Below are 23733 nucleotides of genomic sequence, written 5' to 3'. Positions count from 1 at the left end.
ATCCACACCTGGACCCGATCTCGAATTTCTTTTGATTATCACTCCTGTATATCCCCGATACATATTCTTTCTCTCGCTGTTCCTGCCCTAGAATCCTACTGCGACTATTTAGCAGTAAGTACCCACATCTTAAGCCGAGGGAAAGCTAAAGTATCAGTGAGATAATCTTATGAAAATATTAATCACGAGCCTCCATTTCTCCTGTGAAATCATCCCTTCGCTGTTCATCAAATGTTACCACCTCATCTACCTTTTGCTCGGGCTTACCATATATTTCTTCTGCCTTATATGAATGTATCGTTTCATAGATTGTTTGCACTTGTTTATAAATATTTGCTTCTGTATCGCTTTCATTCGGTGACCAATATAAAATTTCTAATGTCAATGGCTTATCCGTAGCTAATGAACGGGGATTATAACCAATTGACTGGGCATGAATAAAACCTTCTCGATTATAAAAGCGTAATCTTTTTTCCGTATCAGAATCATCGTAATCAATCGGTTCCACTTCTAACAATATGGGCTTGTTTTTCACTTTCATTTTTTCCATTAATTTATGTCCAATTCCTTCGCCTCTTGCCTTCGACGATACCCATATATAATCAATAAAAACAAATTTATCGAACTCTGCATACATCATCACATGGTATAAACCTTCATCTTTATGATAAATATCCCCTTTTTCACTTAATAGTTTATCCATATGCTTTTTTGATTTCATTTCCTCGGCTGGAAAGTATTCATTTAATTTATTATACCAACTCATTAAACTACTCCTTATCATTGAATGACTCATTCTTACATAATCATGAATATGCCATATAAATGTGTTTATTTACATGATAGTATCTACAAAAGGTTAATTTTCACTCATAAAACTGGCTGAACAGATCTGTAAATATTTCTAATCGTATGTAAATTTGGCAATGGTTCACAAAATTGTAGGGCTTGGGAGGAGTTGCGTGAGAGAATTATTAAATAGAACCTTATCCGTAGTAAGTTACCATCCTATGGGGAAACAACACAATCCAATCGTTTGACCACTTTTTCCAATCCAGAAAAAAATGAAAATAGATATCATCATCAAAATAAGTTCTATGTTCGAAAAATTCCTTTGTGCTATAATTATAATAGGAAAGAGTATTGTTAAATAAGAAATATTTTCCAATGGAATCCCTTCAGGCATTAGTCCTTTCCGCTCTATGGTACGTTAAGCTCAAAGGGGGATTTTTTTTTTCGTTTATTGACAGTATTGGAATGAATCTAGCTTGAAAAATTAATTAAAATACAATCAGGTACCGCAACCCTTAGAAAACGATTGAGTAGCAAACCCAAAATTTGCTTTATTTCATTGCTTGTAAGGAGGATGTACAAATGAATCATAAAAACAAAGACGAAAAACGAAATATGATAAAAGAAAACAATCTTACTTATGATGATTACGCTGAAATAGACGATCAGAGACGTTACGAATTAGTACAAGGACAATTAGAATTGATGAGCCCTTCCCCATCGACCATCCATCAACTGCTCATTTTTGAAATAAATGAGCAGATCTCTTTAAATTGTAAATCAAACTACTTTATCTTTTTCTCTCCAATTGATGTTATTTTCTCTTCTACAGAAGTGCGCCAACCCGACCTAGCACTTGTTAACAAAAGCTGCATAAATATTTTATCCAATCGGGGAATAGAGGGGGCACCAGATCTAGTCGTTGAAATCCTCTCCCCTTCTTCTTTAAAGCGTGATAAAATTGAAAAGTTAAAAACATATGCTGAATTCAATATTCCTGAATATTGGATTGTAGATCCAAACTCTGGGTTTTTAGAGCAATATATTTTAACTAATGATCGTTATGAAATCATTAATATCTTCCAAGGGGATGAACAAATTACCTCTCCCAATATCTCCTGTATTTCTTTCACGATGAAAGAAGTAATGGATCAAATTCCACAGTTAAAAGAGAACCATAGTTGAGCCTTCCCTCACTTCTACGGCTTTTTTCATGTGAGATTGATCTGAATTGAAATGTAGATTTTTATTTAGACACAACTGTACCGTTAAAAAACTCTTATTTTTCCCGCCCCGTCATAAAAGATCCGGTTTGGATGAATTTAAACGATCATACTCAACACCCATACCTGAGGCCCGACCTTCTTAATCCATTTCCAAATTTCAGATGTACTTTTGGGAGACTTAAAAACCCCTTTAGATAATCATTTTTATTAATTAAAAGTCAAGTAAATAATAATAAAACCCTATAACTAAACAATTTATTATAATGTCACACATCATGTAGGGTAAATGGAAGGGTAGATGAACAGGGGAGTGTACCTGCATACATCTATCCTTTTTGTACAATATATGACCTCATTTACTACTACAATACCAAAGTGTTTACCGCAACAAATTATCATTTGTTTTTTCAACAATCGCGGCCGATAATGGAATAACTTTATTTTCACCTTCAAAAATATACAGTTTTAGCTAATGCATATTTTACTTAAAATAAGAACCTGTTTTGAAAAAAGGCAATAAAATATTTTGTTTTAATCAATTACATCTGTTGGTGTTGCTTCTTTTAAAATAATTATGCCGTCATAGGCCTTATTGGGTATCATTTCAATTGTGTAAAAAATTTTTAAAAGCTTTTGCCAAGAACGAAAGTCGTCACCTACGTTTACCATTTTTTGTTCACTTCTTAAAATGTCCAACAATTCCTTTGACTCACTGGCTTTTTCAAAATCAACGTAGAAGATATTTGGCTCTACTTCCCTAAATGCACCAACTAAACCATTATGATTCTTTATCTTATAACTCTTTCTTTTATCAGTTCTGCGGTTTAAGGCTTGAAATTTACTATTCATTAAGTCGGTACCAATTGCAAAATACTTGGACCCATATAACTCATCTAAATAACTTCCCATCGATTTATAACCAGCTAATGAAGCAGACGTTTTTTCGATATGCCCATTATGTCCGGAGAAGAATACCTTATCATGACCACGAGCAGCCTCAAATTCAACAATCCAGTGCAAATTGTCAGCTAAATACTGATCGCGAAGTTGTTGGTAGTCCCCCTCATTTAAAAATAGCTCTGTTCGTTGTTTCATAAGTTGTGCGTATTCTAAAGCAAAGGCAAACGTATCCGATGATGAATGTTCCGTATATGCTACTTCGTTCGATTGCAGATCAAAAATGATATTATCGAGCACTTCATAAATTTTATTCAGTTGCTTCGTTGATAACGATCTCATTGTATTATTTGAAGCATGTTCCAGTTGAACTGCATATTTTTGTTTCGCATCCTTGTTAGCAACTTCATAATAGTCAAGCAGACCTTTTTTACTGTAATCATATCGCTGCATATCATTTCCGTAAAAATATATTTTCTCATCGTTACTGGCAGTAACGTTATAATCATGCATCCATTGAACAAGATCGATCATTTGCTCCGTTTTATAAATGCTGTAATCAAGTGCGTTCACAGCTTCTTCTGCAGTACCTTTTCCATCTATAATGAACTGATTAATTTCCTGTCCGCCTCCAAAATCCCCTTCTATTACAAACACACGGACATGTTCATTTTTAATTAATGCTGCAAATACATCTTTTTTCAACTTCTGAAGTTCTAAATTCCCATGTGTTGCCTCTCCCAAGCCAATTATTCTTACATCATCCGGAATATTAATTTTTTTAACAGAGGAAATATATTTTTCAGCTTCATCAAACACTTTATTATTATTACTGCACCCTGATAAAACAATTATGAGACAAATAACAGCCAATAAGAAAGGTTTCTTTTTAGAAAAGTGCATCTTTAAATCCCCTCGTTTATTATTTTTCTTTTAACATTGAATACTTTCTATAAGCTTTATAGAAACTGCTACCAAAAATAATAACTATAAGTGCGGGAAGCGACCTCAAAAGAACAAATGGAGTCTCAAATAAAAATGCTTTCCAAAATAATTCACCTTTCATACTCCAAAGACCTTCAGTTAAATATAATCCCGAATCCTTGTAGAGCATATAAGAATAAGCCAAACACAGCATACCCAACATAAATGAATAACCCATTAATCTTTTATAATAATTACTCTTTGACTGGCGATCCGAGAAGATTTCATTTTGATCATCATTTTCTTTTTGCCAATATCGAATTCCGCCAAGCCAGGAGCCATTTATATAAATCCAACCGAAGTCTTCATATATACCTTTGTAATCTTTGAACTTTTTCTTTGATAAATAATCTTGACAATCCAGTCGCATCACATATCTCTCGTCGGTTTTTTCGAAAGTGTATATTCCTAATCCACTAATATTTGTACAACGATAGCCTTTTTGTAATTGCTCGTTCAGCCATTGCTCCTCTTTTTCAATGTCAAAAAACATCTTAAATTTCTTCATTCGATTCACTTCCTTTGTACAGGGATAAAATATGCAATAACCTGTTTTGTTCCATTTCCAAAATGGCGCTTCCATCCGCAGTTATCATATAAACTTTTCTCCGACCTGACTCTGCAACAGGTTCAATCCAACCATGCTTATTCAAGTTTTCAATCGCGCCGTATAATGTACCAGCTGCTAAAATAACAGTTCCATTGCTCATTTTCTCGATTTTTTGCATCACAGCATAGCCATGAAGTGGCTCACGCAGAGCTAATAAAATATAATGCATCGTTTCAGACAATGGTAATAATTGATGTTTCATATCCTCGCTCCATTCAGTTCAACTATATAGTTCGACTTAATAACAATATATTACAGTTCAACTGAATAGTCAACAAAAATTAATCGGAAGAATATACTGTGAAAAATTTTATAATAATGCAAACCTCAATCTAAAAAAAGTCGATTTCCTCAACATAGGAAAATCGACTTTTTTGCGTAGTTTTATTATAGTGATAGCTAAGCTTTTGACGTTATCTCCAGCTTTTCCCCCACTTCGCACCGTACGTGCGACTTTCACCGCATACGGCGCTCCAACTAATCCAATTTCAATTAATCATCGGTACTTTGTGTGCCTCAATTCTTTCGTTTCAATAAGTTGGTACCGTCCAGTGGAGGGTGAACATCTATTAGTCTTACAAGAACCTTATTAATCGTTGAAGAACTGCCTTGCATGATGAATGAATCTTCTATTAGTCTAGTGGCTATCCCTCCACGTTATCAGCTTACAACGTCGAATTATATCTATTTTGGAACAAACTTAGGTGCTTCCTATGAGCCTGTTAACATTGCATGTGCCTGTAACACAAGATGGACTTTTATATTCCGGATTCTTACTCATCCACATCTAACCCTACATCTAGTAGTAAATACATTTCTATATAACGCCATTCTAGACCCGTACATTCGAAGATTTGTCAGCAATACAGTATTATTGTATTTTACATTGCATTCTCACCATACCTGTTCAACCCAAGCACCATGATTTACTCCACCCCATCGGTAGGGTTGCGTCAGCCGGACTGTTACGGTAAATTCTCACGCCTATTAGCCGAGCTTATAACACGCTTTTCCTTACTAAACAGCGTGCTACTCGACGCAGTGGAAGCCTTTCAGAGCGTTACCTCTTCATTCGACTTCTCGATAATATCCTTCAATTTAAATCATAAATTGCCCGACCTTTATCGAGATTGTGTTAACCACATCTCATTTGAGCCAAGAACGTGTCGCACCCAGAAAAGCGCCCTTGTATTGAATAAGAATTTTCTTCAAATCGAGTCGGATTGGCATATAACGTTTTCGCATTCACGAACCCTGCGAGCTTTAGAACGAAGTTCTAAGGCTCGCAGGGTTGTCGCCTGAATCTCTGCTTTCCTGCTTCTTCTCCTGGCGACCAAGGGGCTCGGAGAGTCCCGCAGCGTGAATGCTGCGTTATATGACGTACCCGACTTCTTCGAGTTACTTTCACACTTCTTTTCTGTTTCAATTTTTACTTCAGTAATGTATATTTCAGTAAAGGATTTTTAAAAAACGTCACTTACTTATTTGTTACCGAGTTGTTCCGCCAAACCGATTAGAAGTCCTTCGGTTCCACGAATGTAGCAGAGCCGATACGAGTCCTCGTACTGAACCACTTCGCCAACGAGCTGAGCACCATATTTAGTGAGTCTGGATACCATTTCGTCAATGTCTTCAACGGTGAACATGACGCGTAGATAACCGAGGGCGTTTACAGGAGCAGTCCGGTGATCTGATATAGTAGGTGGGGTGAGAAATCGCGAAAGTTCAAGTCGGCTGTGGCCATCTGGGGTAACCATCATAGCAATCTCTACGCACTGAGAACCCAATCCGGTTACGCGACCAGCCCATTCACCTTCGACAGTGGCTCGCCCTTCGAGGTTCAAGCCAATCTCCTCGAAGAAAGAGATTGCGTCATCAAGGGATTCTACAACGATGCCGACATTGTCCATTCTTAGTAATTTGTTTTTTTCCATAGTTTTATCTCCTTATATGTAAAAATTTATTATTTGATTATCTTCATAATTATTCTATTAAAAAGTTGCAAATTCCAAAAAAACACCTTGTCACAGTTCATGATAACAGAAAAGTCACAGTATAGGAAAATGTGAAATTGGGTTTACGGGTATGTCATATAACATCTTGTTAACGAACAACACTTCGTAAACCCTTTACTATGGAATATTCACGAACCTTATTTTGTGAATGCCATCATGTTCAAATAGTTTCAAAAATTCGATACCGTAGTTGCTATTCGATAAAACAACTTCGACTTCCCCACAAAATATTCCTGCCCTGTACTCGATTAAATGGCCCTTTAATGGAATATGGAAGTACTATTGGTTCTCTTCCGATAGCTTTCTATATAATGAAGCTCTAGATACATTTGTAATTTCACAAATTTGATTTACGGTCATATTTCCTTCTTTATCTTCTACTTCCCAAGTTGTAGGGAGGTTGATATTTATACTAATATTATATTTTTCACTTGTAATCTTAGAGTCTGCTGCGGATGCAACTCCTTCTGATGTCATCGAACCAAGTAACAAGAAACAAATTGTGGCCAATGTAAAGAATGATTTAACTATTTTTATCTTCAAAAGACTCACTCCTTTGTTTTTTTACTACTTGAGGTTAATGGGGGGCTGTGCAAATAATAATAACTTGTTGCTAGATTAGTTAACAATGAAGATAATTTTTTGACTTTTATAACTCTACTTCCATTCTATAATGTAGTAATCCCCCCATATTTTTCCGAGAAAGTTTCCTCTTATTTGATATAATAAAGAGTCAAAACCGTATTTAAGAAACTATTGGGATTGTGGCCCTATAACTAATGACGATAGATTTCCTGAAAAGATTCCAGTATTTTCTCGAATATCCAAAATCACAAGAAGTATTGAAGGAATTTAATCAATCTTATAAAAATGATGTAAGCATCTTTGGGTTAGTCAAACTGCTGAAACACTAGCTTACGAAAGGGGATAATATGAAATTATTAACTAGCAAAAGATCATTATACTTTCTTAGTCTCATTGCAACGATTATCCTTTCTTTCATTCCTGGAATTGGGATCCGAATTGAAGAACCTTATCGCCATTTTGGTTTTCCAGCCCAGTGGTTAGGATATTATGGAGGTGGACAGTTCAGTTTTGAATTATTAGGTTTATTACTTAACTTTTTTGTCTTCTATTTTGTTTTAGTTTTATTAAACAAACTGAGAAAAGTGTTATTTGAAGTCCAAAAATAGTCTTTACTTTGGAATAATAATGATAGTTTTTGACTTTAACCACATTATAAAAATTCCAACTATTAGCTTGTATTAGTTAACATAACGCCAGTTTTCGGAAATGAAAAAGGATCTTCGGTTGGAAGATCCTTTTAGCTGCTTGTTTAATTAAAGCGCCTTATAGTTGATGAACCTTTATATTTTCATGGAAATACAAAACATTTCTGCAAAATCATTCACTATAGTTTTGTCAGGGTTATTTTTAACATCATATCTCATTTTCTCTAACCCTTCTTGATAATCCTGATCATCAATCAAAGTTAATATGGATATGTCTCGATTCTCTGCGTATCCTAGATAATCTGATACTTTAACTTTCTCTGAACGATATCCAATCTGCATATTCACTTTAAACCCTCTTATTGAAAGTTCATGAAAAATAACTTCCTTTTCCCAAAATCTTTTTAGATCTTCATAATAAGCGGATGGAAAGTAATTATAAATCCACCATTTCTTCATATCATGTATAGCGATATTATGTAGTTTATACACGCCATTTTTCTTCAAAACACGATAAACTTCATCAAGAGCTGGTTCTTTATTTATAAAGTGATGAAAAGCATAGTTATTTGAAATATAATCAAATTTCTCATCTTCATAGAGCATATCTTCAGCTAGACCGTGAACTAGAGAGACATTTTTCAACTTTTCCTTTGCCTTTATTAGCATGTCTTTCGAGGCATCAAGCCCATTCCAATCAATATCGAAGTTATCAAAATATTTTATTTGGTTATCAAGATAAATACCTGTTCCACAAGCCAAGTCTAAAACCTGATACATTGATTTAGGATTATTATTAATATATTCCTTTAAATTGTTATCAAATTGAACTTCGTCTAATCTATACTGGTTTTTCTCATATTTGTTGGCAATCTTTGAATAATCAGTGACTTTCATATAATTTATACCTCCTATTTTGTTGAGTCTGTAAGAAATTATGATTTTTTTTGTAAAAACAATTATTCAATAAATTGTACAATTGTTTTTGCTGTTTCTTCTTTACTAGGACATTCATAAATTTCATTATTTTTATTGATTATATAATGCGTTGCCATAGTCGAATATAAAGAATCTGATGAATTAGTTATCATAAAATCAGCATTAGAGGTATTCATTCTTAGTTTTGCTCTGTCTAAAAGCATTATTTTATCTGCATTACTTTCGAGTTTAAAGCCCACTAATATTACATTTTGATTCCATTCTTTAATTTATTTTAAAATTTTCGGGGCTTTTTTAAAATGAATGATTGGTGGGTTATCGCTCGATATTTTCCCTTGCTGAGATATAACTTCTCCATCTTCTCCTATCATTTTATCTACTATCCAATCAGATCCGGCAGCAGCCATAATAACCACATCTATTTTTTTATTTAAAATAATATTCTTCATTTTTTCTTGGAGATCAATAATTCCTTCAAAACTTTCTAACTTTAAGTTTTGTGTATCTTTAATCTTCGGCTTAACTGCAAAATATCCATGTAGGTATGTAACATTTGCTCCTTTTGATAACGCCTCTTCAGCAATCATTTTTCCTATTGTACCTTTTGCCATGTTAGTATGTCCTCTAACATTATCCCATTTTTCTAGACAGCCTCCACTAGTGATTAGCACATTTTTATTTAACATTGTATTCCCACCTTGTACAACAAAATATCTAATAACATTTTACCACTATAAACCAGACGTTGAACAAGATTCCAAAGTATACTCTATACAAGACTAGTTTACATAAAGTTTCTTATCGGCATTAAAAAGGGATCTTCAAATCGAGGATGCTTGTTTGCTGCGGAATTTCAGGGGTATGATAAAAGAGTCTGTGGCTGTGGCATTATCTAATATAAGACAAGTGCATTTAGAAATGGCATTACCACGGTTATTACGACGTATAAAACTACTATGTAAATGACATTTCCGTTAAGTAGTGCCTGCCAATTCTTTTTCCTTAGTTGATAAATATAGTTAGCAACCAAAAGTAATAGTAAGAAAATTACAGGAGCTAGGATTGCAGGGCTTAAAGGTGACAATGAACCTGCTGATGGATTGGAAAAAAAAGCAAGTGAAACAAATCCTACTACAACTAGGAAGAAAAAATTTATAACATGTACTACTATGTAATAAAGAATTTTCATGAAATCACTCCTAAATTTTAGTATTATATAATATATTCTAATTCATAATTCATTTCTCTCAATTTTATATCTTTCTTTCCTAATTCTGGATTAACTTTGGTAAAACCTTTTTTGAATTTCAGTATTTCACTAACCTGCCCCATTAATTGGGGTAGCGTCGGGAAATTGCGGATTTACAACGTTAAGGAAATTTCAATATTAAAAAGCCTAATTTTTTAATTTAATGTGAAGAAATTAGGCTTTTTTCATTGCTCCATTAAAGAGCCCGATTGCTGAATATATAGGATATAATAATTTTCCGACAAATTATTGTATTGCATCTTGTAATTTACCCTTATATATTATCTATTTTTGAATGATGGATTAATTCGTGATTTATAAAGCAAGAAATCATTGTTCTATATACTTTTTCAATAATATCAGGATTTACATTATTTTCATCAGCAATTGTTCTAACTTTTTTAATTACAGCTTCAACTCTTTTTGGTACTTTAACATCTTCAGTATCCTTTTTGAATTTTGCAGCTTGTTCAACGTATCTACCTTTCACTAATTAACTTAACTATTTGATTATCAAGATAATCAATATTTATGTCGTAAATAGAGGTGTTCAGAGGGCTCAATCTGAATAGAATTCAAATGTTTCATTCGGTTTATGACAGATAATACTTCATTAATTCTAGGTAATTCAAGCCATCTTTCGAAACCAGGAAAAAAGGAAGAAAATACAATATCCACTCCTTCTCTCTCCATATCTTCGAGAGCTTTTTTGATCTTTTCATGAAGAAAGATGGGGCGACCCTGATTACTTATAGCTATTTTTCGAATTAAAAAGGCTATAGCTGCAAGCTGGGCGTGTGATGTGATATTGTAAAGCCCTCTGATATCAATTTGTTCATCACCTATCATCATGTATCCCATGGTTGAAACCATCAGCTTTTCTGTACCACTGCCCTGTGGATAGCTCGAAAAGCGATCGGTGGTTATTTTTCTTTCTATCTCCCATTTTGTAAGGGGGATACGTTCGCGTGGTTCACATAAATTTTTTGCTTCCTGGGTTACGTTTTTTGGCACAAAATTGTCCATTAGGATGATTTGATCGGCTACGGATAAAAATTCACTGCTACCTCCAATAACAAGAACGGAAGATACGCCAACAGTCTCATAAAGCTCCCTGACGCGTTCCGTAAAAGGTGTAATGGGTTCATGCTTGATTAATGACCGCATTTTGATGTCTTGAATCATAAAGTTGGTCGCACTTCTGTCTTCATCAATAAGAAGAAGCTTACACCCGAAGTTGATTGCCTCCATAATATTTGCAGCTTGAGATGTGGAACCTGAGGCGTAGTCAGTCGAAAACTGTTCAGCCGAACTATTGGGTATCCATTTTATAAAAGGCGTAATATTGATATTTTTTATGGTACGGCCTTCCTCTGCAGATATTTCCATTGCACTTTGATCTGTAATCACAAATTCTAGTCCGTCGCCTATGATGTGATTGTAAATCCCCGAATTTAGTGCATCCAGCAATGTGCTTTTGCCCGAATAACCACCGCCGGTGATGACCGTCACACCATGTTTTATTCCCATTCCCCGCAAACCACAAATTTCAACTTCAACATCTTCCGGGGATGTAAAAGGCAAGGCACCTTCTAGTGGCCCACTGTTGTCTTTATTTCTTGGCAAAATGCTGCCATTCCCAATAAACGCACAATAACCATTGGATTTTAGCCATTTGCGAATCATATTTTGTTTTTTTACCAATTCATAGGCAGCATTTAATTTCATGAGATCAAACTTGGCAGTAAACTCCTCCACTTCTTTTGGAAGCATTTTGCAGAGCATGCGCATAGCTTTATTATTATCCTTGAATGGAAGTTGAACTGTAATCATTAAGCATAAATACCATTTTTCCGAGATGACTTCGACATAGGATGCATTACGTTGCAACAACACATTGGTTGGACGAAAACAATAAAAAGCACCATTTTCTTTATCAGTACGTGACCGGTTATAAATCAATTCATTTAATGTCTCAGTATGATCAACCCATTGTCTTAATGCAACATCTGAGAGAACAACTTGATCCATATTTTCATCTAAGCCGAGACGGTCAAAAGGTATTTTTATGGTGATACATGGTTTATCCGGTGTGAGTTTATTTGTCTTTTCAATGTAATAGGCAACATCATTATTCCAATAGATTGGGTCTTCATAAATCTTACTGTAAGATGACTGTCCGGATTGTAATGAGCGAAAATATTGAGCGAGTCTTTTAATAAAGTATCATCCTTTCATATTTGGAAATCGGTGAATAACGGAAAACGATTCCGAAGTTGAAACGATATCTCAAGAAGGGGGCCCCTTATCCTTTGGAACAAGGTAACGACAAAACGGATCGACCCCAAATCTCCAGGTATAAGCCTGCTCAAACTTAAACTGGCACTGTTTGAAATTTTCCGTGAAAAATGAATTCCATCCTAAGTAATTTAAGTTGAATACATAACCCCCTAATAGAGTTCAGATCAATTTGTAAGAAAAAGATTAAATTCTTACCAATTTCAAAATAAAACTAATATTGTTGACTTGACCAACTTTTTGTCCTAAAAAAATGACAGCCACTCTGTAAGTGGCTGTCATAGATCGGCAAGAAAGCTTAAACGTTCCTTTTGCCTAAATATAAAAGCCCTGAGAGTAAATCCTACCCTCAGAGCCTAGTGTATTAGTAAAAAAATAACTAAAAAGCAATATGATGAGGATAAGACGTATATTTTTTTGTTTTCATTGTCCTCACCTCGTTACGATTTATTTTTACAGCAAATCAATCCTAACACAAATTTTACCATTTGACAAAAGGTGCATCGTGTCCTGGTTTTTTTGCAAAAAAATTAATAATTTTTTGTGACCGACAAACCTTGATTTAACGCAGTTTCTTCAACTTTCTAAGCGGTTACTTACCGAATTCAAGTTAAAGCTATTTCAAAGAGGGGTATCGTCAGGAAAATGGGCTTAGCGTTGTAAATCCGCATTTTCCTGACGATACCCCTAATTAAAGAAAACCTCTAAGGATCAAATGAATATTTTATACAAACCTAGTTAACATAATTTCATGTTATCGGCATTGAAAAAGGATCTCCAATTGGAAGATCCTTTTATGCTGCTTCTTTAACTAAAGTTCCCATTTGTTGAATAAAATTCTTTACTTTTTTTCTACATTTACAACAACACTTCCAAAAAGTTTTTCACCAAAGTAAACTTCTAATCGCCATAAACCTACACTTGGTAATTTTATATCGAAGATGGCATTGTATGGTCAGCTCCATAAAGAGGAGCTAATGATGATTGACCTTGAGGGATTTCAAAAATAGTTAAGGATTCTCCTGTTTCTTTACTCACTCCTACAATTTTTACTGACTTGGTCAAAGTTTCTTTTTCTCCCCAAAACATCCAAAAATATTTATTGGATTGACCCGCAATATAAGGGACTTCCTGAACTATAAGTTTTCCATTATTACCTATACGAAAAACAATATCTTCTTTATCCCCTTGGTCAGTAACAACCATTTCTCTAATCAATGTCGTGTGCAGAAATAATAAAGTTGTTTAATTTACAATAAAGTCATTTAAAAAATAATATAATTGTTTAAAAATCCTTATTCCACGTACGGAGCAGGTTAGTTGAAGCAATAGTAATTAGGTTTGACTGGGAAAATTGTCGATGATATTAAAAAAGACACCGAAGTGTCTTATGTTTTTCAAATTAAGCATACCGATAAATTGAAATTTAATTACTTAACATTATGTTTATCTTGGGAGCGAGGTATTTTATCGGTGAGTGTATACAAACCATGTAATGCTTGCTGTTAATAATGCTGACGAAATCAAAGCTGTAAGAACACTATATGTTTGCCAAATAAGTATCGTTGACCAATCGAAAGCACAGCACAGTATACCTAGGGCAATCGTAGCGATCAGGAAAATAACTGTTACGATTATTCTCTTTTTTGTCATTGGCTGCCGCTCATTCGTTTTCCTTCTGCGTAATCCTAAGAGAAATAGCAGAACGGCCAATAGGCAAAGAATAATAGTGATAGACGACAAAATGATATCCAAAAGCTGTGTGCCGCTTATTTCATATGACTGAGTTAGATTGCCGTCTAATATATCTTTAACTTTTAGTACCAGGTTTATATTGGTATTTGCGCCGTTGCTCAGCAAGCTGACGGCTGTTCGTTCACTTAGCAGTATGGCTACTTCGGTTCTGAAATTTGGATTGCCTCCAGTGTGTTCTATAATCGTTTGGTCGGCGTTTACCGACCAGCCTGCCGCATAATACATATCGTTGACAGCCGAAACAGACATATCACCCCTATGTGATTTTTCGATAACCGTGTGAAATATTTTGGGTATGTCCTGCACGATACCCATCTGTATGCCCATCCAACGCGCCATATCTTTTGTATTAGAAATGATGTAGCCTGCGGGTTTATTCCCAGCATAATCCGGAGCTTTAAATGGAGTTGTCATAAAAAAGGAAGAACGGTAGCCCTGTGCCAACTGTCCAGTGGCTTGAGCATCTTCTTTATAAACATACGTCTGGTGAAGACCTAACGGCTGAAATACCTGTTTCCTCATAAAGTCTTCATAGCTTTGTCGCGACACAATCTCAATAACCAAACCCAATACGTCATAATTAACGGTTCCATAGTTATACTGTTCACCGGGAGGGAACGCCAATTCAGCATCTACGAGCATTTCCACAGTCTTTTGCAACATATCCGGTGTATTGCCTTGTGGAATATTTTGAGTATGCCTAATATTTGTTAGACCACTGGTATGGTGAAGAAAATTATTTAGTGTAAGGCTTTGCATATCAACAGGTTTCCCTTGATACTTTAACGTAAACCAAGGTAAATATTTTTGGACAGGGTCAGTCATTGAGAGCAGCCCTTGCTCTTCCAACAGCATAATACCCATACCGGTAAAAGCTTTACTGACCGAGGCTAACTCATAGAGTGTATTTTCACTTGCAGACAACCCCTTTTCACGGTCTGCATACCCTGAAGAAAAGTAGAACACTTCATCATCAGCAAGTATTGAGATTGACATTCCCGGCACACCTGATATACGACAGGCATCATCTAGCAACGCTTGTATTGCCGCAGATTTCGAATCTGACAACGCATAACTTTGTGTTGCGAATCCTGAGAATAATATAAATATCGTTAATACAAAAACAATAATCTTTTTCATAAATTCTCCTTTTTGAAAAATTATAAGAGAATAATATAAATACCTACTTTTACAACTACTATACTAAATTTTAATTTATCTTTCTATTCACCTATATAATATCAAGTAATTGTGAAGAGTTACACTTAAACGAACAGATGCGTTAGTTCAATAAGAAGTAAACAACTTTATTATTCATTTTTTAAGTATTATATAAACAGATGGATGTAATTTGAAACAACTTTAAAGAGCCTTGCTAGAATGTAGTAAGGCTCTTAGCTTTTAATAATCAAAGTTCAATAACTTTATTATCATTATACATGTCGCACTCTCTTCCCAATTGTCTTCTTTTACTGTTTCTGTTGTATTTGAGCAACCTACTAAAACAAGCAAAAATAAAAGAATACAAGAAGTAAATCGTTTCAATGTTGATCCCCTCTTTTTTATAAGACATGTTTTCTCTGATTTTGTTAACTATTTCTACTAATTCATATACAATGGTATGTCAACACTAAATCAAACAGTTTTTTTAAGGGACAAGTTTCTGTATTCTACTGGACTTAAATAGTCGATTGAACTATGGCATCCGGATATTGTTGTACCAATGAACATAATCGAAAAGTTCAAGAACCAGTTGTTCAAGGGAGTGAAAGTGCCTTCCGTTCATTAATTCTGTTTTTAAAATCTTAAATGTAGCTTCTGCCACCGCATTATCATAGGGATTTCCTTTATGACTTAGTGATCTTTTAATCTGATATTTACTTAATAACTCATCTATTCCAACGTTCTTAAATTCAGATCCTCGATCTGTATGAAACAGTTTGATTTTTCCTAGTGGCTGCTTGACAGACGTGAAGGCACGCTGAACTAAAGCTGCGTCTTTGTGCTCTCCAGCGCTATAACCAACGATTTCATGATTATATAAATCTATTAAAAAACAGACGTAATTCCAAGCCTTGCCGACTTTCACATACGTTAAGTCACTAACTAAAACAGACATCTCTTTATCCACCTGAAATTCCCGGTTTAGCACATTTCGAACGGGCTCTTCATTTGGTCGAGAAGTCATCGGTTTATACGATGCTTGTTCGTATTTGGATCGAATTCCAAGCTCCTCCATTAATCGTCCTATGCGACGTCTGGAGACAGTATAACCTTTTTTATTTTTCGAGTGCCATATACTTGGCGATTTTTGTTAAAAACATCTAGGATCTTCCCTTTTAAATCTTGCTCTTCTCCGGCCGTTTCTTGTTCTTTTTTAGCTGCTATTTCTGTGTCATAGTAGAATGTACTACGAGCTATTTGTAGGACTTTACACATTGCTGATACCGAATATTTGTGACGATTTCTATCTATCACTTCTATTTTCGTCCCATGATCAGCGCGGCTTGCTTTAAAATATCGACTTCCATTTCTAACTGCTTATTTCTTTTTCTTAAATCAATCAATTCCTGTTCTTCAGGGCTTCGATTATCTTTCTCTTGAAAAGATCCAGACTGTTGGAATTGAGCAATCCCTCTGTCTAATGCAGAAGCAGTTAATTCATATTCATCTACAATTGCTTGGCGGCTTTTTCCACTTTCATATAAAGCCACCACTTGTTTGTTAAACTCGGTTGAAAAGGTACGTCTTTTTTTAGGCATGGTAGATTCTCCTCACTAGTTGTGTATTATTCTACTCGCCCTTATTTTTATTGTCCAACTAAGTGTAGCCTATCCAGTTAAGGAAAAAGTTATAATAATCTTTTTACAACATCCTCTAATGCCATCCCACGGGAACCTTTGATTAAAACAATATCACAAGGATTTGCTATGGTGATTATTTTTTTTGCAATGTCGTTTTTATCTGTAAATATATTTACTCTTTCCTTACCTAAGTTTTTTCTTGCTTCATTTGATATAAACTTTGAAAGGGGACCATATGTGAAAAGAAAATCAATTTTACTTGGATCAATTAAACGTCCTATATTTTTATGATATTCTTCTTCTTTATCCCCTAATTCAAGCATATCTGCCAAAACCAAGAATTTCTTATTGTAACCTGATAGTTTCTGGAGGGTGTCGATTGCAGCTTGAACAGAACTCGGACTAGCATTCCAGGCATCATTTATTATTGTAAAACCTTTAGCTGAAGTTAATTTTTGCATTCTCATATCAGTGATGTTTAAATCTTTCAAACCTTGAACTATATCCTCTTCCTTCATTCCAAATTCTTTCCCAACCGCAATAGAGGCTAAGGCATTATAAACATTATGTTTTCCCATCAAAGAAATTGTGTAGGTTGGAGAGTTTTCGCTATTGGTACAAAAACGAACTTCCTCAGAATCAACAGAAACTGAGCTAGGGTGTAAATCATTCTCTTTTGCTTTTCCGAACGTATGATAACGAAAAAGTCTCTTATTCTTTAATTTTTTAAGTTTTTGCAATAAAGGCTCGTCACCATTATATACAACTAATCCATTGTCCTTTAACCCTGTTAAAATCTCTAATTTTGCATTTGCAATTTCTTTTCTGGAACCTAAATTACCTATATGTGATAATCCAATCATTGTTATAATAACTATGTCTGGCTGAGCAATATTGGATAATCGTTCTATTTGACCTCTTTCACTCATCCCCATTTCAAGGACCATTACTTCATCACTTTCTGATACCTCTAGAATTGTTAGTGGTAATCCAATTTGACTGTTGAGATTTCCTTTTGTTTTATGCACTTTAAACTTTGTACTTACAATGGAATTTACCATATCCTTAACAGTTGTTTTGCCATTGCTTCCTGTAACTCCTATAACTTTTGTAGGAAGTTGTTTACGATAAGAGTTTGCTAAGGTCTGTAAAGCTGTTAAAGTATTCTCAACAAAAATTAACGGAGTATTTTTCGGGGGATCGGAATGACTTTTATCCCATAAAGAAGCAATAGCCCCCTTTGCCATTGCTTCTTTAACATACTTATGCCCATCCTTAATCCTCACAATTGGAATAAATAAATTCCCCTTTTTTATTGTTCTAGAATCAATCGATACACCTTGTACAAGAAGTTTCTCGTACTCATTTGCTAAACCGTCCCCAGACATCATCTCTTGCATATCTTTAAGATTTCTAATTATCAAATAAATTCCTCCATAATGGAAAATAATTATTTATTATTTAATTCTTTGGTTTATTGCAATTTTCCTGTAAAAAATCATCAGAATCTTCTTCAACTAAACGCACCCTATAGTTTAAGCACACAATTTCACAATCTCTATCACCTATAATCATTTTACCGTATATTGGAAATGTTTAAATCAACACAATTTCCAGGTTACCATTGGATTCACCCATGCCACTTTCCTCTTACCTCTTATGTTCTTTTCTTCCTTCTACTATATACTTTCTTGTTTAAAGAATTCCGTACTTTTTTAATGCAAACTCAATGCCATCTTCACCAGATTTTTTTGTAACGAAGTCTGCAACCTTTTTTAATTTTTCATTTCCATTCCCCATTGCTATTCCAAGTCCGACTAATTCAAGCATATCTATGTCGTTCTCACCATCGCCAAACGCAATAGCTTCCGATTTTCCAATGTCAAAATACTGTAGAACCTTTATTATAGCTAAAGATTTAGAAACTTCTTCTTGTAATACATTTAACACGTAAGGATGCCATCTTTTAAATGTTAGATGCGGAAATTTATGAGTGTATTTCTCCACAACCTCATCAGTCGTAAACAGGCACATTAAATATACTTCTTGATTATAAATCTGTGGATTTATGGCAGGATAGTCATTCAATGACAAAGTTTCCTTCAATGCTAGTAATACTTCATTTTGTTTTACACCATTCATACTAAAATCTTCGGTATAGTATGAAAGTGCGTGATTCTCTGCTTGTGCATATTCAACCACTTCTTGGACTATGTTTTTATTCATAGCTATTTTATGAATTACCAACTGCTTATGTTTTACATAGGCTCCGTTAGCTGTGATAAAAGTATCTATTCCCATTTCCTCAATTTCTTTGCACATAGATAACGGTCTTCCTGTTGCAGCTACAACCTTTATTCCCTTGCTTTTTAATGACTTTATAGCTCCTTTAGTTTTACTTGAAATACTACCATCCTTATGATGTGTAATGGTTCCATCTATATCGAAAAATACAATTTTGTAATCCATAAAAATCCCCTTTAAAATCATCAATATGTACGTGAAAAATTCCTTTGTATTTTTTTGCTATTATCAATTCTACGTAAAAGCTTCAAATTCCTCCTTAAACTAAATGCACGATAGTTGAATAAGAAAAAGCGTTTTTTTGTTTATTGAAATATCGCACCCGTTACTTTAAGTGCATATTTTCACAAGATATCTAATTGTAGTAGTAATGATAAAGTTATTTTCTCAAAATTATGGATTGAAAGTGGAAGTTTCCACCAACTATATCTTTTGATACTACATTAAAATACCTAATTGAAAAAAATTCCGACAGTAATTGTTTTATGGATTCATCTTCATAAAAGGAAAAAAATCTCTTTGGTATATAAGAATCTTCCTCCCAAATCCCCTCGTAATTTTCTCCGCCATAAACACCCATATAAAATAAACCAGATGGTTTTAAAACCCTTTTGATTTCATTTAGAACACTTTTTATGTCTTCTTTAGAAACATGAAGTAGACAATTAAGTGCCCAAATAGAATCAAAGTGATTATCGGGGAAATCAAGATTGCTAAAGTTCATCACTTTAGCATTTACCCCCTTTTCCTTACACAACTTGACCATTTCAGGTGAAATATCGGTACTAAAAGTATTTAAACCTTGTTCTTTAAAATACAGACTGTCCTTCCCTGTTCCTGCTCCAATTTCCAATAAACTACTGAATTTTTCTTTTTTTATATTATCCCCAAAAAATTCTCGTTCTTTAGCCTTCCAGTCTTGCAAATTAGATGAATTTCTTTCAATTGCTTTATTGTTGTAGGCTTCTATAATATTTTGTTCAAATGAATCCTTCATTTTGTCCCCTCCGAAACTTTATTGAACTAGCCTGTCCCTTTGAAGAAAGACCGCATTTCTTACCGTCTAAAACTGTAATATATCTTTGGTATTTATATGTTTTATATTGTCTATGCATTCTGATGTTCCTTCGTTTGTTAACATCCATCTCATATAATCCGTCTGGGACAAGCCTAATTTTAGGATTGTCCTTAAAATCGGATAATCTCTGCCAAACTGCTAGGTATTTTTTTCTCCTTCAACACCCTGAATAACATCTTGTTCATAGACATTGTTATAGAGGAACTTGGCTTCATAAATAAAATCAAACTCGTGGCCCACTTCCCCATAACTAGGGAATATGTTTTCGATGATACCTAATTGTTTCGAGTCAATAATATCTTGATTTATTTCCTTCTTTACTACACGAATCACAGCAGATTTGCTGTCCTCACCATATTCAATGGTTCCTCCAACTGGGCGGAAGGTAATAACTCCGTCCTCTTCGGGAAATTGTTCCAACAATATTGAATCAGCTTTCCAAATGATACAAAGTGAAGAAGATCTATACCTTTGAGTAATGGTAATCATTCCTCCTTAAGTTATGTATAATCACATAACAAATAATTCATTTTTTTCTGAAATCGTTCCTCGGCTAAATGCATGTTGGTACAATAACTTCAATAAATAGGTGCGTTAAAAAGGCTCTTTGCAAATCCTGTGCTTTTTGCTATATACCCCATATGCTTATAAAATTGGTGTGCATTGTCCCGCTCCGAACGATTTCCACTATTTAACCCAATTCCCTCAGCTCCTAGTTTTTTTGCACATTTTTCAGCTTCAGTTAATAAAAGCCTTCCAATTCCCTTATTTCGATAGTTAGAATCCACTACAAAAGCAATTACACGAGCATAAATACCATCTTTGTTATAAAGGACTCCAGTATGAAAACCAATCATCCCCACAACTTTTCCTTCTTAGCAAGCAACTAAAGTATAGTGGTTGGGAGTAGCTTCAATATTATTAAACCTAATCTTCATTTGCTCTATAGAGGTTTGATAAGCAAGTTGTTCCATTAATGATGCTAATTCATTTATATCATTTGAAGTAGCTTTTCTAATTTCTATTTGATATCTCCCTATAAAATTAAATTTAAATAATATATTTGGTATATTTAAAGAAAAACCCTTCTTCAAGTACAGCCTGTTAGTACAATAAGAAAATAATGACTTCTTATTTCTTATTCACTTGATAATACACTTCAAGAAGATCTTCTATTGGAATATTATCTATTTTCATACCAGTCAAGTCACAATTTTGTATCTCTGCATTTCTAAGATTACTGTTACTAATTTTACTCCCTTCAAGGTCACATCTTTCAAATGATATTGGTTTCTTGTCATCTCCAAGATTCGTATCTATGAAACGAACCCCTCCTAAAGTGACCAGCATCACCTTGCTATAAGAAAGATTTAAATCGGCATAAAGCGAATTTCTAAGATTTATATTGTGGAACTTCGAGTGGCTAAAATTACAATTGTTGATATGACTACTCTTCAAATTATTGTTACTGAATGAACTTCCTTCCAAATTTACTTGATAGAACTCCGACTTTGCCATATCACAATTCTCATATTGCACATTTGAAATATTTTTATTTTCTACTACGTTTTCTTTTCCTGATGAAGTCTCTATTCTTTTTATATAACAATAATCATCCTCAGTTTCATAGGTAGTTCTATAACCCATCTTTTCATAGAAATAATGATTGTTAATTTGTCTGCTGGATGTCTCAAGGTCCCAAGTCCTTACATTTGGGAACTCTTCCTCTATCAAATGTATTACACATGAACCAATTCCTTTACCCTGGTGTATAGGATCAACGAAAATTCGGTCTATTCTTCCAAAAGACTTACCAGTTATCGTTACTATAATTCCACCAACAATTTCTTCATTCTGTATTACTTTAAAACATTTTAATTCTTCAATCATATATTTAGTCATTTCAATCGAAGAATATCCTGGAGGCTGAATATTATAATCTATTATATTATCTTGATTTTGAAGCCACTTTTTCGCTTCTTTATCAAAGGTCCTTTTTATTATTTCTGTTAATTTTTCAGCATCGGAAATCGCTGCTTTTACAATTGTTATTATCGACATTTAAGTATGCTCCTTTGCATTGTTGAAAACCTTATATTACCAGATATGAAGAGTTCCTTCTCAACTAAACTGCCGGTTACTTGAATAAGAAAAATGCTTTACTCCTTATTGAAGTAAAGCACACGTACTTTAAGTACCATATTTCATATTTTAATTAAGATTACCTTTTTCTAGAAAATACTCTTCATTGGAATTTTTCAAAATAATATCAAAATTTCGGTGATAAGGATGCATAAATAAATCATATTGAATTCTACGCTCTTCATGAGATTTTCTTAAATAATTAATATCTGTTCCTCTTTCAGAAACATCACGAATAGACCTTCTCATTAACTCGGTTTCTCCATCAGTATATAAGTAAACTGTTAAATCAAACAAAGTTGGATTTATAAAGGCAACACTCATTCCTTCTACAATATTCACTTTGTTTCGTGATGAAATTAAAATGCTCTTTTTATAATGCGTATCTATTGTATAAAAATCTAAACCATCTCTCGTCATGTTTATATCTCTCTCTAAAGCTGATAAATTATGAGCAGCAGGATGGCAAGCTGTCATTTTATAATGATGTATTTTATTGTTATATTCATAATCTAAATCAGTGTACTTCCTAATATTAGAGCCAATAATATATGGGTCAGTATTAATATAATTCACATCATTATTTCCCAAAAGTTTTAAAAGATTATTTGCGAACGTTGTCTTTCCAGAAGCACCATGACCCGAAATCCCAACGGTTATTTTTTTATCCTTACTGCTTATTAAATTGGCTATCTCAAGTAAAACCTTGTCCATAATTACCCCCCATTTGGTCTATTAATCGATGTTCATTAATTACTTTGTATGGTCATTAACAAAATAATACTATCTATAATATACTGCACTTCGCCTATTCTACAATCCTGCCCCGGTAGCATTCCTGTAGATCGTTAAATATCAGGTTTGAAAACACCCAAGAAAGTTTCCTCTTATTTGATATAATAAAGAGTCAAAACCGGATTTAAGAAACTATTGGGATTGTGGCCCTATAACTAATGACGATAGATTTCCTGAAAAGATTCCAGTATTTTCTCAAAAATCCAAAATCACAAGAAGTATTGAAGGAATTTAATCAATCTTATAAAAATGATGTAAGCATCTTTGGGTTAGTCAAACTGCTGAAACACTAGCTTACGAAAGGGGATAATATGAAATTATTAACTAGCAAAAGATCATTATACTTTCTTAGTCTCATTGCAACGATTATCTTTTCTTTCATTCCTGGAATTTGGATTCGAATTGAAGAACCTTATCGCCATTTTGGTTTTCCAGCCCAGTGGTTAGGATATTATGGAGGTGGACAGTTCAGTTTTGAATTATTAGGTTTATTACTTAACTTTTTTGTCTTCTATTTTGTTTTAGTTTTATTAAACAAACTGAGAAAAGTGTTATTTGAAGTCCAAAAATAGTCTTTACTTTGGAATAATAATGATATTTTTTGACTTTAACC

20 protein-coding genes and 3 pseudogenes are annotated in these 23733 nt (G+C 34.0%); 3 read left to right on the top strand and 20 right to left on the bottom strand.

Annotated elements, in window-relative coordinates; translation table 11 throughout:
- Positions 1-178: 178 nt before the first annotated feature.
- A complete protein-coding gene (locus MHB53_RS21260) occupies positions 179-766 on the bottom strand; it encodes a GNAT family N-acetyltransferase (protein ID WP_340922170.1) in 588 nt (195 codons plus the stop codon).
- Positions 767-1374: 608 nt separating this feature from the next.
- On the opposite strand from MHB53_RS21260, the gene MHB53_RS21255 reads away from it, so the two are divergent.
- Positions 1375-1977 carry a Uma2 family endonuclease gene (locus tag MHB53_RS21255; RefSeq protein ID WP_340922168.1) on the top strand — a complete coding sequence of 201 codons (603 nt, stop codon included), beginning with the start codon at positions 1375-1377 and terminating at the stop codon, positions 1975-1977.
- A 572-nt stretch (positions 1978-2549) separates the two neighbouring features.
- On the opposite strand, the gene MHB53_RS21250 is transcribed toward MHB53_RS21255, so the two are convergent.
- From MHB53_RS21250 to MHB53_RS21230, 5 genes and pseudogenes are all read right to left on the bottom strand, one after another.
- Positions 2550-3818 (bottom strand): erythromycin esterase family protein, encoded by a 1269-nt coding sequence (locus MHB53_RS21250; RefSeq protein ID WP_340922166.1) that lies wholly within the window; start codon positions 3816-3818, stop codon positions 2550-2552.
- 19 nt (positions 3819-3837) lie between these two features.
- Entirely contained in the window at positions 3838-4407 is a 570-nt protein-coding gene (locus MHB53_RS21245) for a DUF2812 domain-containing protein (protein WP_340922164.1), read from the bottom strand.
- Positions 4394-4711, bottom strand: coding sequence for a PadR family transcriptional regulator (locus MHB53_RS21240; protein WP_340922162.1), 318 nt, complete (start codon positions 4709-4711; stop codon positions 4394-4396). Before MHB53_RS21240 ends, MHB53_RS21245 begins: the two co-directional genes overlap by 14 nt.
- A gap of 1279 nt (positions 4712-5990) precedes the next feature.
- Positions 5991-6443 (bottom strand): VOC family protein, encoded by a 453-nt coding sequence (locus MHB53_RS21235; protein ID WP_053474663.1) that lies wholly within the window; start codon positions 6441-6443, stop codon positions 5991-5993.
- Between the two features lie 360 nt (positions 6444-6803).
- A pseudogene (locus MHB53_RS21230) lies at positions 6804-6896 on the bottom strand (helix-turn-helix domain-containing protein); the annotation flags it as partial.
- 560 nt (positions 6897-7456) lie between these two features.
- Here MHB53_RS21230 and MHB53_RS21225 point away from each other — a divergent pair.
- Entirely contained in the window at positions 7457-7717 is a 261-nt protein-coding gene (locus tag MHB53_RS21225) for a hypothetical protein (protein ID WP_340922153.1), read from the top strand.
- A gap of 174 nt (positions 7718-7891) precedes the next feature.
- Here the strand turns inward: MHB53_RS21225 and MHB53_RS21220 are convergent, their stop codons facing one another.
- The 14 genes and pseudogenes from MHB53_RS21220 to MHB53_RS21155 form a co-directional block, all read right to left on the bottom strand.
- Complete coding sequence (locus MHB53_RS21220; RefSeq protein WP_340922151.1) at positions 7892-8653, bottom strand: class I SAM-dependent methyltransferase; 762 nt, start codon at positions 8651-8653, stop codon at positions 7892-7894.
- A gap of 62 nt (positions 8654-8715) precedes the next feature.
- Positions 8716-9381 (bottom strand): annotated as a pseudogene (locus MHB53_RS21215) (phosphopantothenoylcysteine decarboxylase domain-containing protein).
- Between the two features lie 837 nt (positions 9382-10218).
- Positions 10219-10434, bottom strand: a complete 216-nt coding sequence (locus MHB53_RS21210; protein ID WP_340922146.1) for a chorismate mutase — start codon at positions 10432-10434, stop codon at positions 10219-10221.
- 32 nt (positions 10435-10466) lie between these two features.
- Complete coding sequence (locus MHB53_RS21205; RefSeq protein WP_340922144.1) at positions 10467-11975, bottom strand: P-loop domain-containing protein; 1509 nt, start codon at positions 11973-11975, stop codon at positions 10467-10469.
- Positions 11976-13172: 1197 nt separating this feature from the next.
- Positions 13173-13448 carry a hypothetical protein gene (locus MHB53_RS21200; RefSeq protein WP_340922142.1) on the bottom strand — a complete coding sequence of 92 codons (276 nt, stop codon included), beginning with the start codon at positions 13446-13448 and terminating at the stop codon, positions 13173-13175.
- Between the two features lie 261 nt (positions 13449-13709).
- Entirely contained in the window at positions 13710-15137 is a 1428-nt protein-coding gene (locus MHB53_RS21195) for a serine hydrolase domain-containing protein (protein WP_340922140.1), read from the bottom strand.
- 495 nt (positions 15138-15632) lie between these two features.
- Positions 15633-16759, bottom strand: a pseudogene (locus MHB53_RS21190) (IS3 family transposase).
- 89 nt (positions 16760-16848) lie between these two features.
- Positions 16849-18225, bottom strand: a complete 1377-nt coding sequence (locus MHB53_RS21185; protein ID WP_340922138.1) for a UDP-N-acetylmuramoyl-tripeptide--D-alanyl-D-alanine ligase — start codon at positions 18223-18225, stop codon at positions 16849-16851.
- A gap of 271 nt (positions 18226-18496) precedes the next feature.
- Positions 18497-19270, bottom strand: coding sequence for a Cof-type HAD-IIB family hydrolase (locus MHB53_RS21180; RefSeq protein WP_340922136.1), 774 nt, complete (start codon positions 19268-19270; stop codon positions 18497-18499).
- Between the two features lie 214 nt (positions 19271-19484).
- The gene (locus MHB53_RS21175; RefSeq protein ID WP_340922134.1) at positions 19485-20102 is read right to left on the bottom strand and encodes a class I SAM-dependent methyltransferase; all 618 of its coding nucleotides are present in this window, start codon (positions 20100-20102) and stop codon (positions 19485-19487) included.
- A gap of 219 nt (positions 20103-20321) precedes the next feature.
- The gene (locus MHB53_RS21170; RefSeq protein ID WP_340922132.1) at positions 20322-20672 is read right to left on the bottom strand and encodes an NUDIX domain-containing protein; all 351 of its coding nucleotides are present in this window, start codon (positions 20670-20672) and stop codon (positions 20322-20324) included.
- Positions 20673-20761: 89 nt separating this feature from the next.
- Positions 20762-21046 (bottom strand): GNAT family N-acetyltransferase, encoded by a 285-nt coding sequence (locus MHB53_RS21165; protein ID WP_340922130.1) that lies wholly within the window; start codon positions 21044-21046, stop codon positions 20762-20764.
- A gap of 268 nt (positions 21047-21314) precedes the next feature.
- Complete coding sequence (locus MHB53_RS21160) at positions 21315-22244, bottom strand: GNAT family N-acetyltransferase (protein WP_340922129.1); 930 nt, start codon at positions 22242-22244, stop codon at positions 21315-21317.
- 150 nt (positions 22245-22394) lie between these two features.
- Complete coding sequence (locus tag MHB53_RS21155; protein ID WP_340922127.1) at positions 22395-23039, bottom strand: phosphoribulokinase; 645 nt, start codon at positions 23037-23039, stop codon at positions 22395-22397.
- A 392-nt stretch (positions 23040-23431) separates the two neighbouring features.
- Between MHB53_RS21155 and MHB53_RS21150 the strand changes: the two genes are divergently transcribed.
- The gene (locus MHB53_RS21150) at positions 23432-23692 is read left to right on the top strand and encodes a hypothetical protein (RefSeq protein ID WP_340922125.1); all 261 of its coding nucleotides are present in this window, start codon (positions 23432-23434) and stop codon (positions 23690-23692) included.
- The last annotated feature ends 41 nt before the right edge of the window (positions 23693-23733 follow it).

This window comes from Bacillus sp. FSL K6-3431, from assembly GCF_038002605.1.
Taxonomy (GTDB): Bacteria; Bacillota; Bacilli; order Bacillales; family Bacillaceae_C; genus Lederbergia.
Note: the sequence above shows the minus strand (reverse complement) of the source record. Positions and strands in the feature narration are given on the sequence as shown.

Bases quoted from the DNA above. Each gene is read 5' to 3' on its own strand.
- MHB53_RS21260 (WP_340922170.1), bottom strand. From the start codon at position 766: ATGAGTTGGTATAATAAATTAAATGAATACTTTCCAGCCGAGGAAATG.
- MHB53_RS21255 (WP_340922168.1), top strand. From the start codon at position 1,375: ATGAATCATAAAAACAAAGACGAAAAACGAAATATGATAAAAGAAAAC.
- MHB53_RS21250 (WP_340922166.1), bottom strand. From the start codon at position 3,818: ATGCACTTTTCTAAAAAGAAACCTTTCTTATTGGCTGTTATTTGTCTC.
- MHB53_RS21245 (WP_340922164.1), bottom strand. From the start codon at position 4,407: ATGAAGAAATTTAAGATGTTTTTTGACATTGAAAAAGAGGAGCAATGG.
- MHB53_RS21240 (WP_340922162.1), bottom strand. From the start codon at position 4,711: ATGAAACATCAATTATTACCATTGTCTGAAACGATGCATTATATTTTA.
- MHB53_RS21235 (WP_053474663.1), bottom strand. From the start codon at position 6,443: ATGGAAAAAAACAAATTACTAAGAATGGACAATGTCGGCATCGTTGTA.
- MHB53_RS21225 (WP_340922153.1), top strand. From the start codon at position 7,457: ATGAAATTATTAACTAGCAAAAGATCATTATACTTTCTTAGTCTCATT.
- MHB53_RS21220 (WP_340922151.1), bottom strand. From the start codon at position 8,653: ATGAAAGTCACTGATTATTCAAAGATTGCCAACAAATATGAGAAAAAC.
- MHB53_RS21205 (WP_340922144.1), bottom strand. From the start codon at position 11,975: ATGGATCAAGTTGTTCTCTCAGATGTTGCATTAAGACAATGGGTTGAT.
- MHB53_RS21200 (WP_340922142.1), bottom strand. From the start codon at position 13,448: ATGGTTGTTACTGACCAAGGGGATAAAGAAGATATTGTTTTTCGTATA.
- MHB53_RS21195 (WP_340922140.1), bottom strand. From the start codon at position 15,137: ATGAAAAAGATTATTGTTTTTGTATTAACGATATTTATATTATTCTCA.
- MHB53_RS21180 (WP_340922136.1), bottom strand. From the start codon at position 19,270: ATGGATTACAAAATTGTATTTTTCGATATAGATGGAACCATTACACAT.
- MHB53_RS21175 (WP_340922134.1), bottom strand. From the start codon at position 20,102: ATGAAGGATTCATTTGAACAAAATATTATAGAAGCCTACAACAATAAA.
- MHB53_RS21170 (WP_340922132.1), bottom strand. From the start codon at position 20,672: ATGATTACCATTACTCAAAGGTATAGATCTTCTTCACTTTGTATCATT.
- MHB53_RS21160 (WP_340922129.1), bottom strand. From the start codon at position 22,244: ATGTCGATAATAACAATTGTAAAAGCAGCGATTTCCGATGCTGAAAAA.
- MHB53_RS21155 (WP_340922127.1), bottom strand. From the start codon at position 23,039: ATGGACAAGGTTTTACTTGAGATAGCCAATTTAATAAGCAGTAAGGAT.
- MHB53_RS21150 (WP_340922125.1), top strand. From the start codon at position 23,432: ATGAAATTATTAACTAGCAAAAGATCATTATACTTTCTTAGTCTCATT.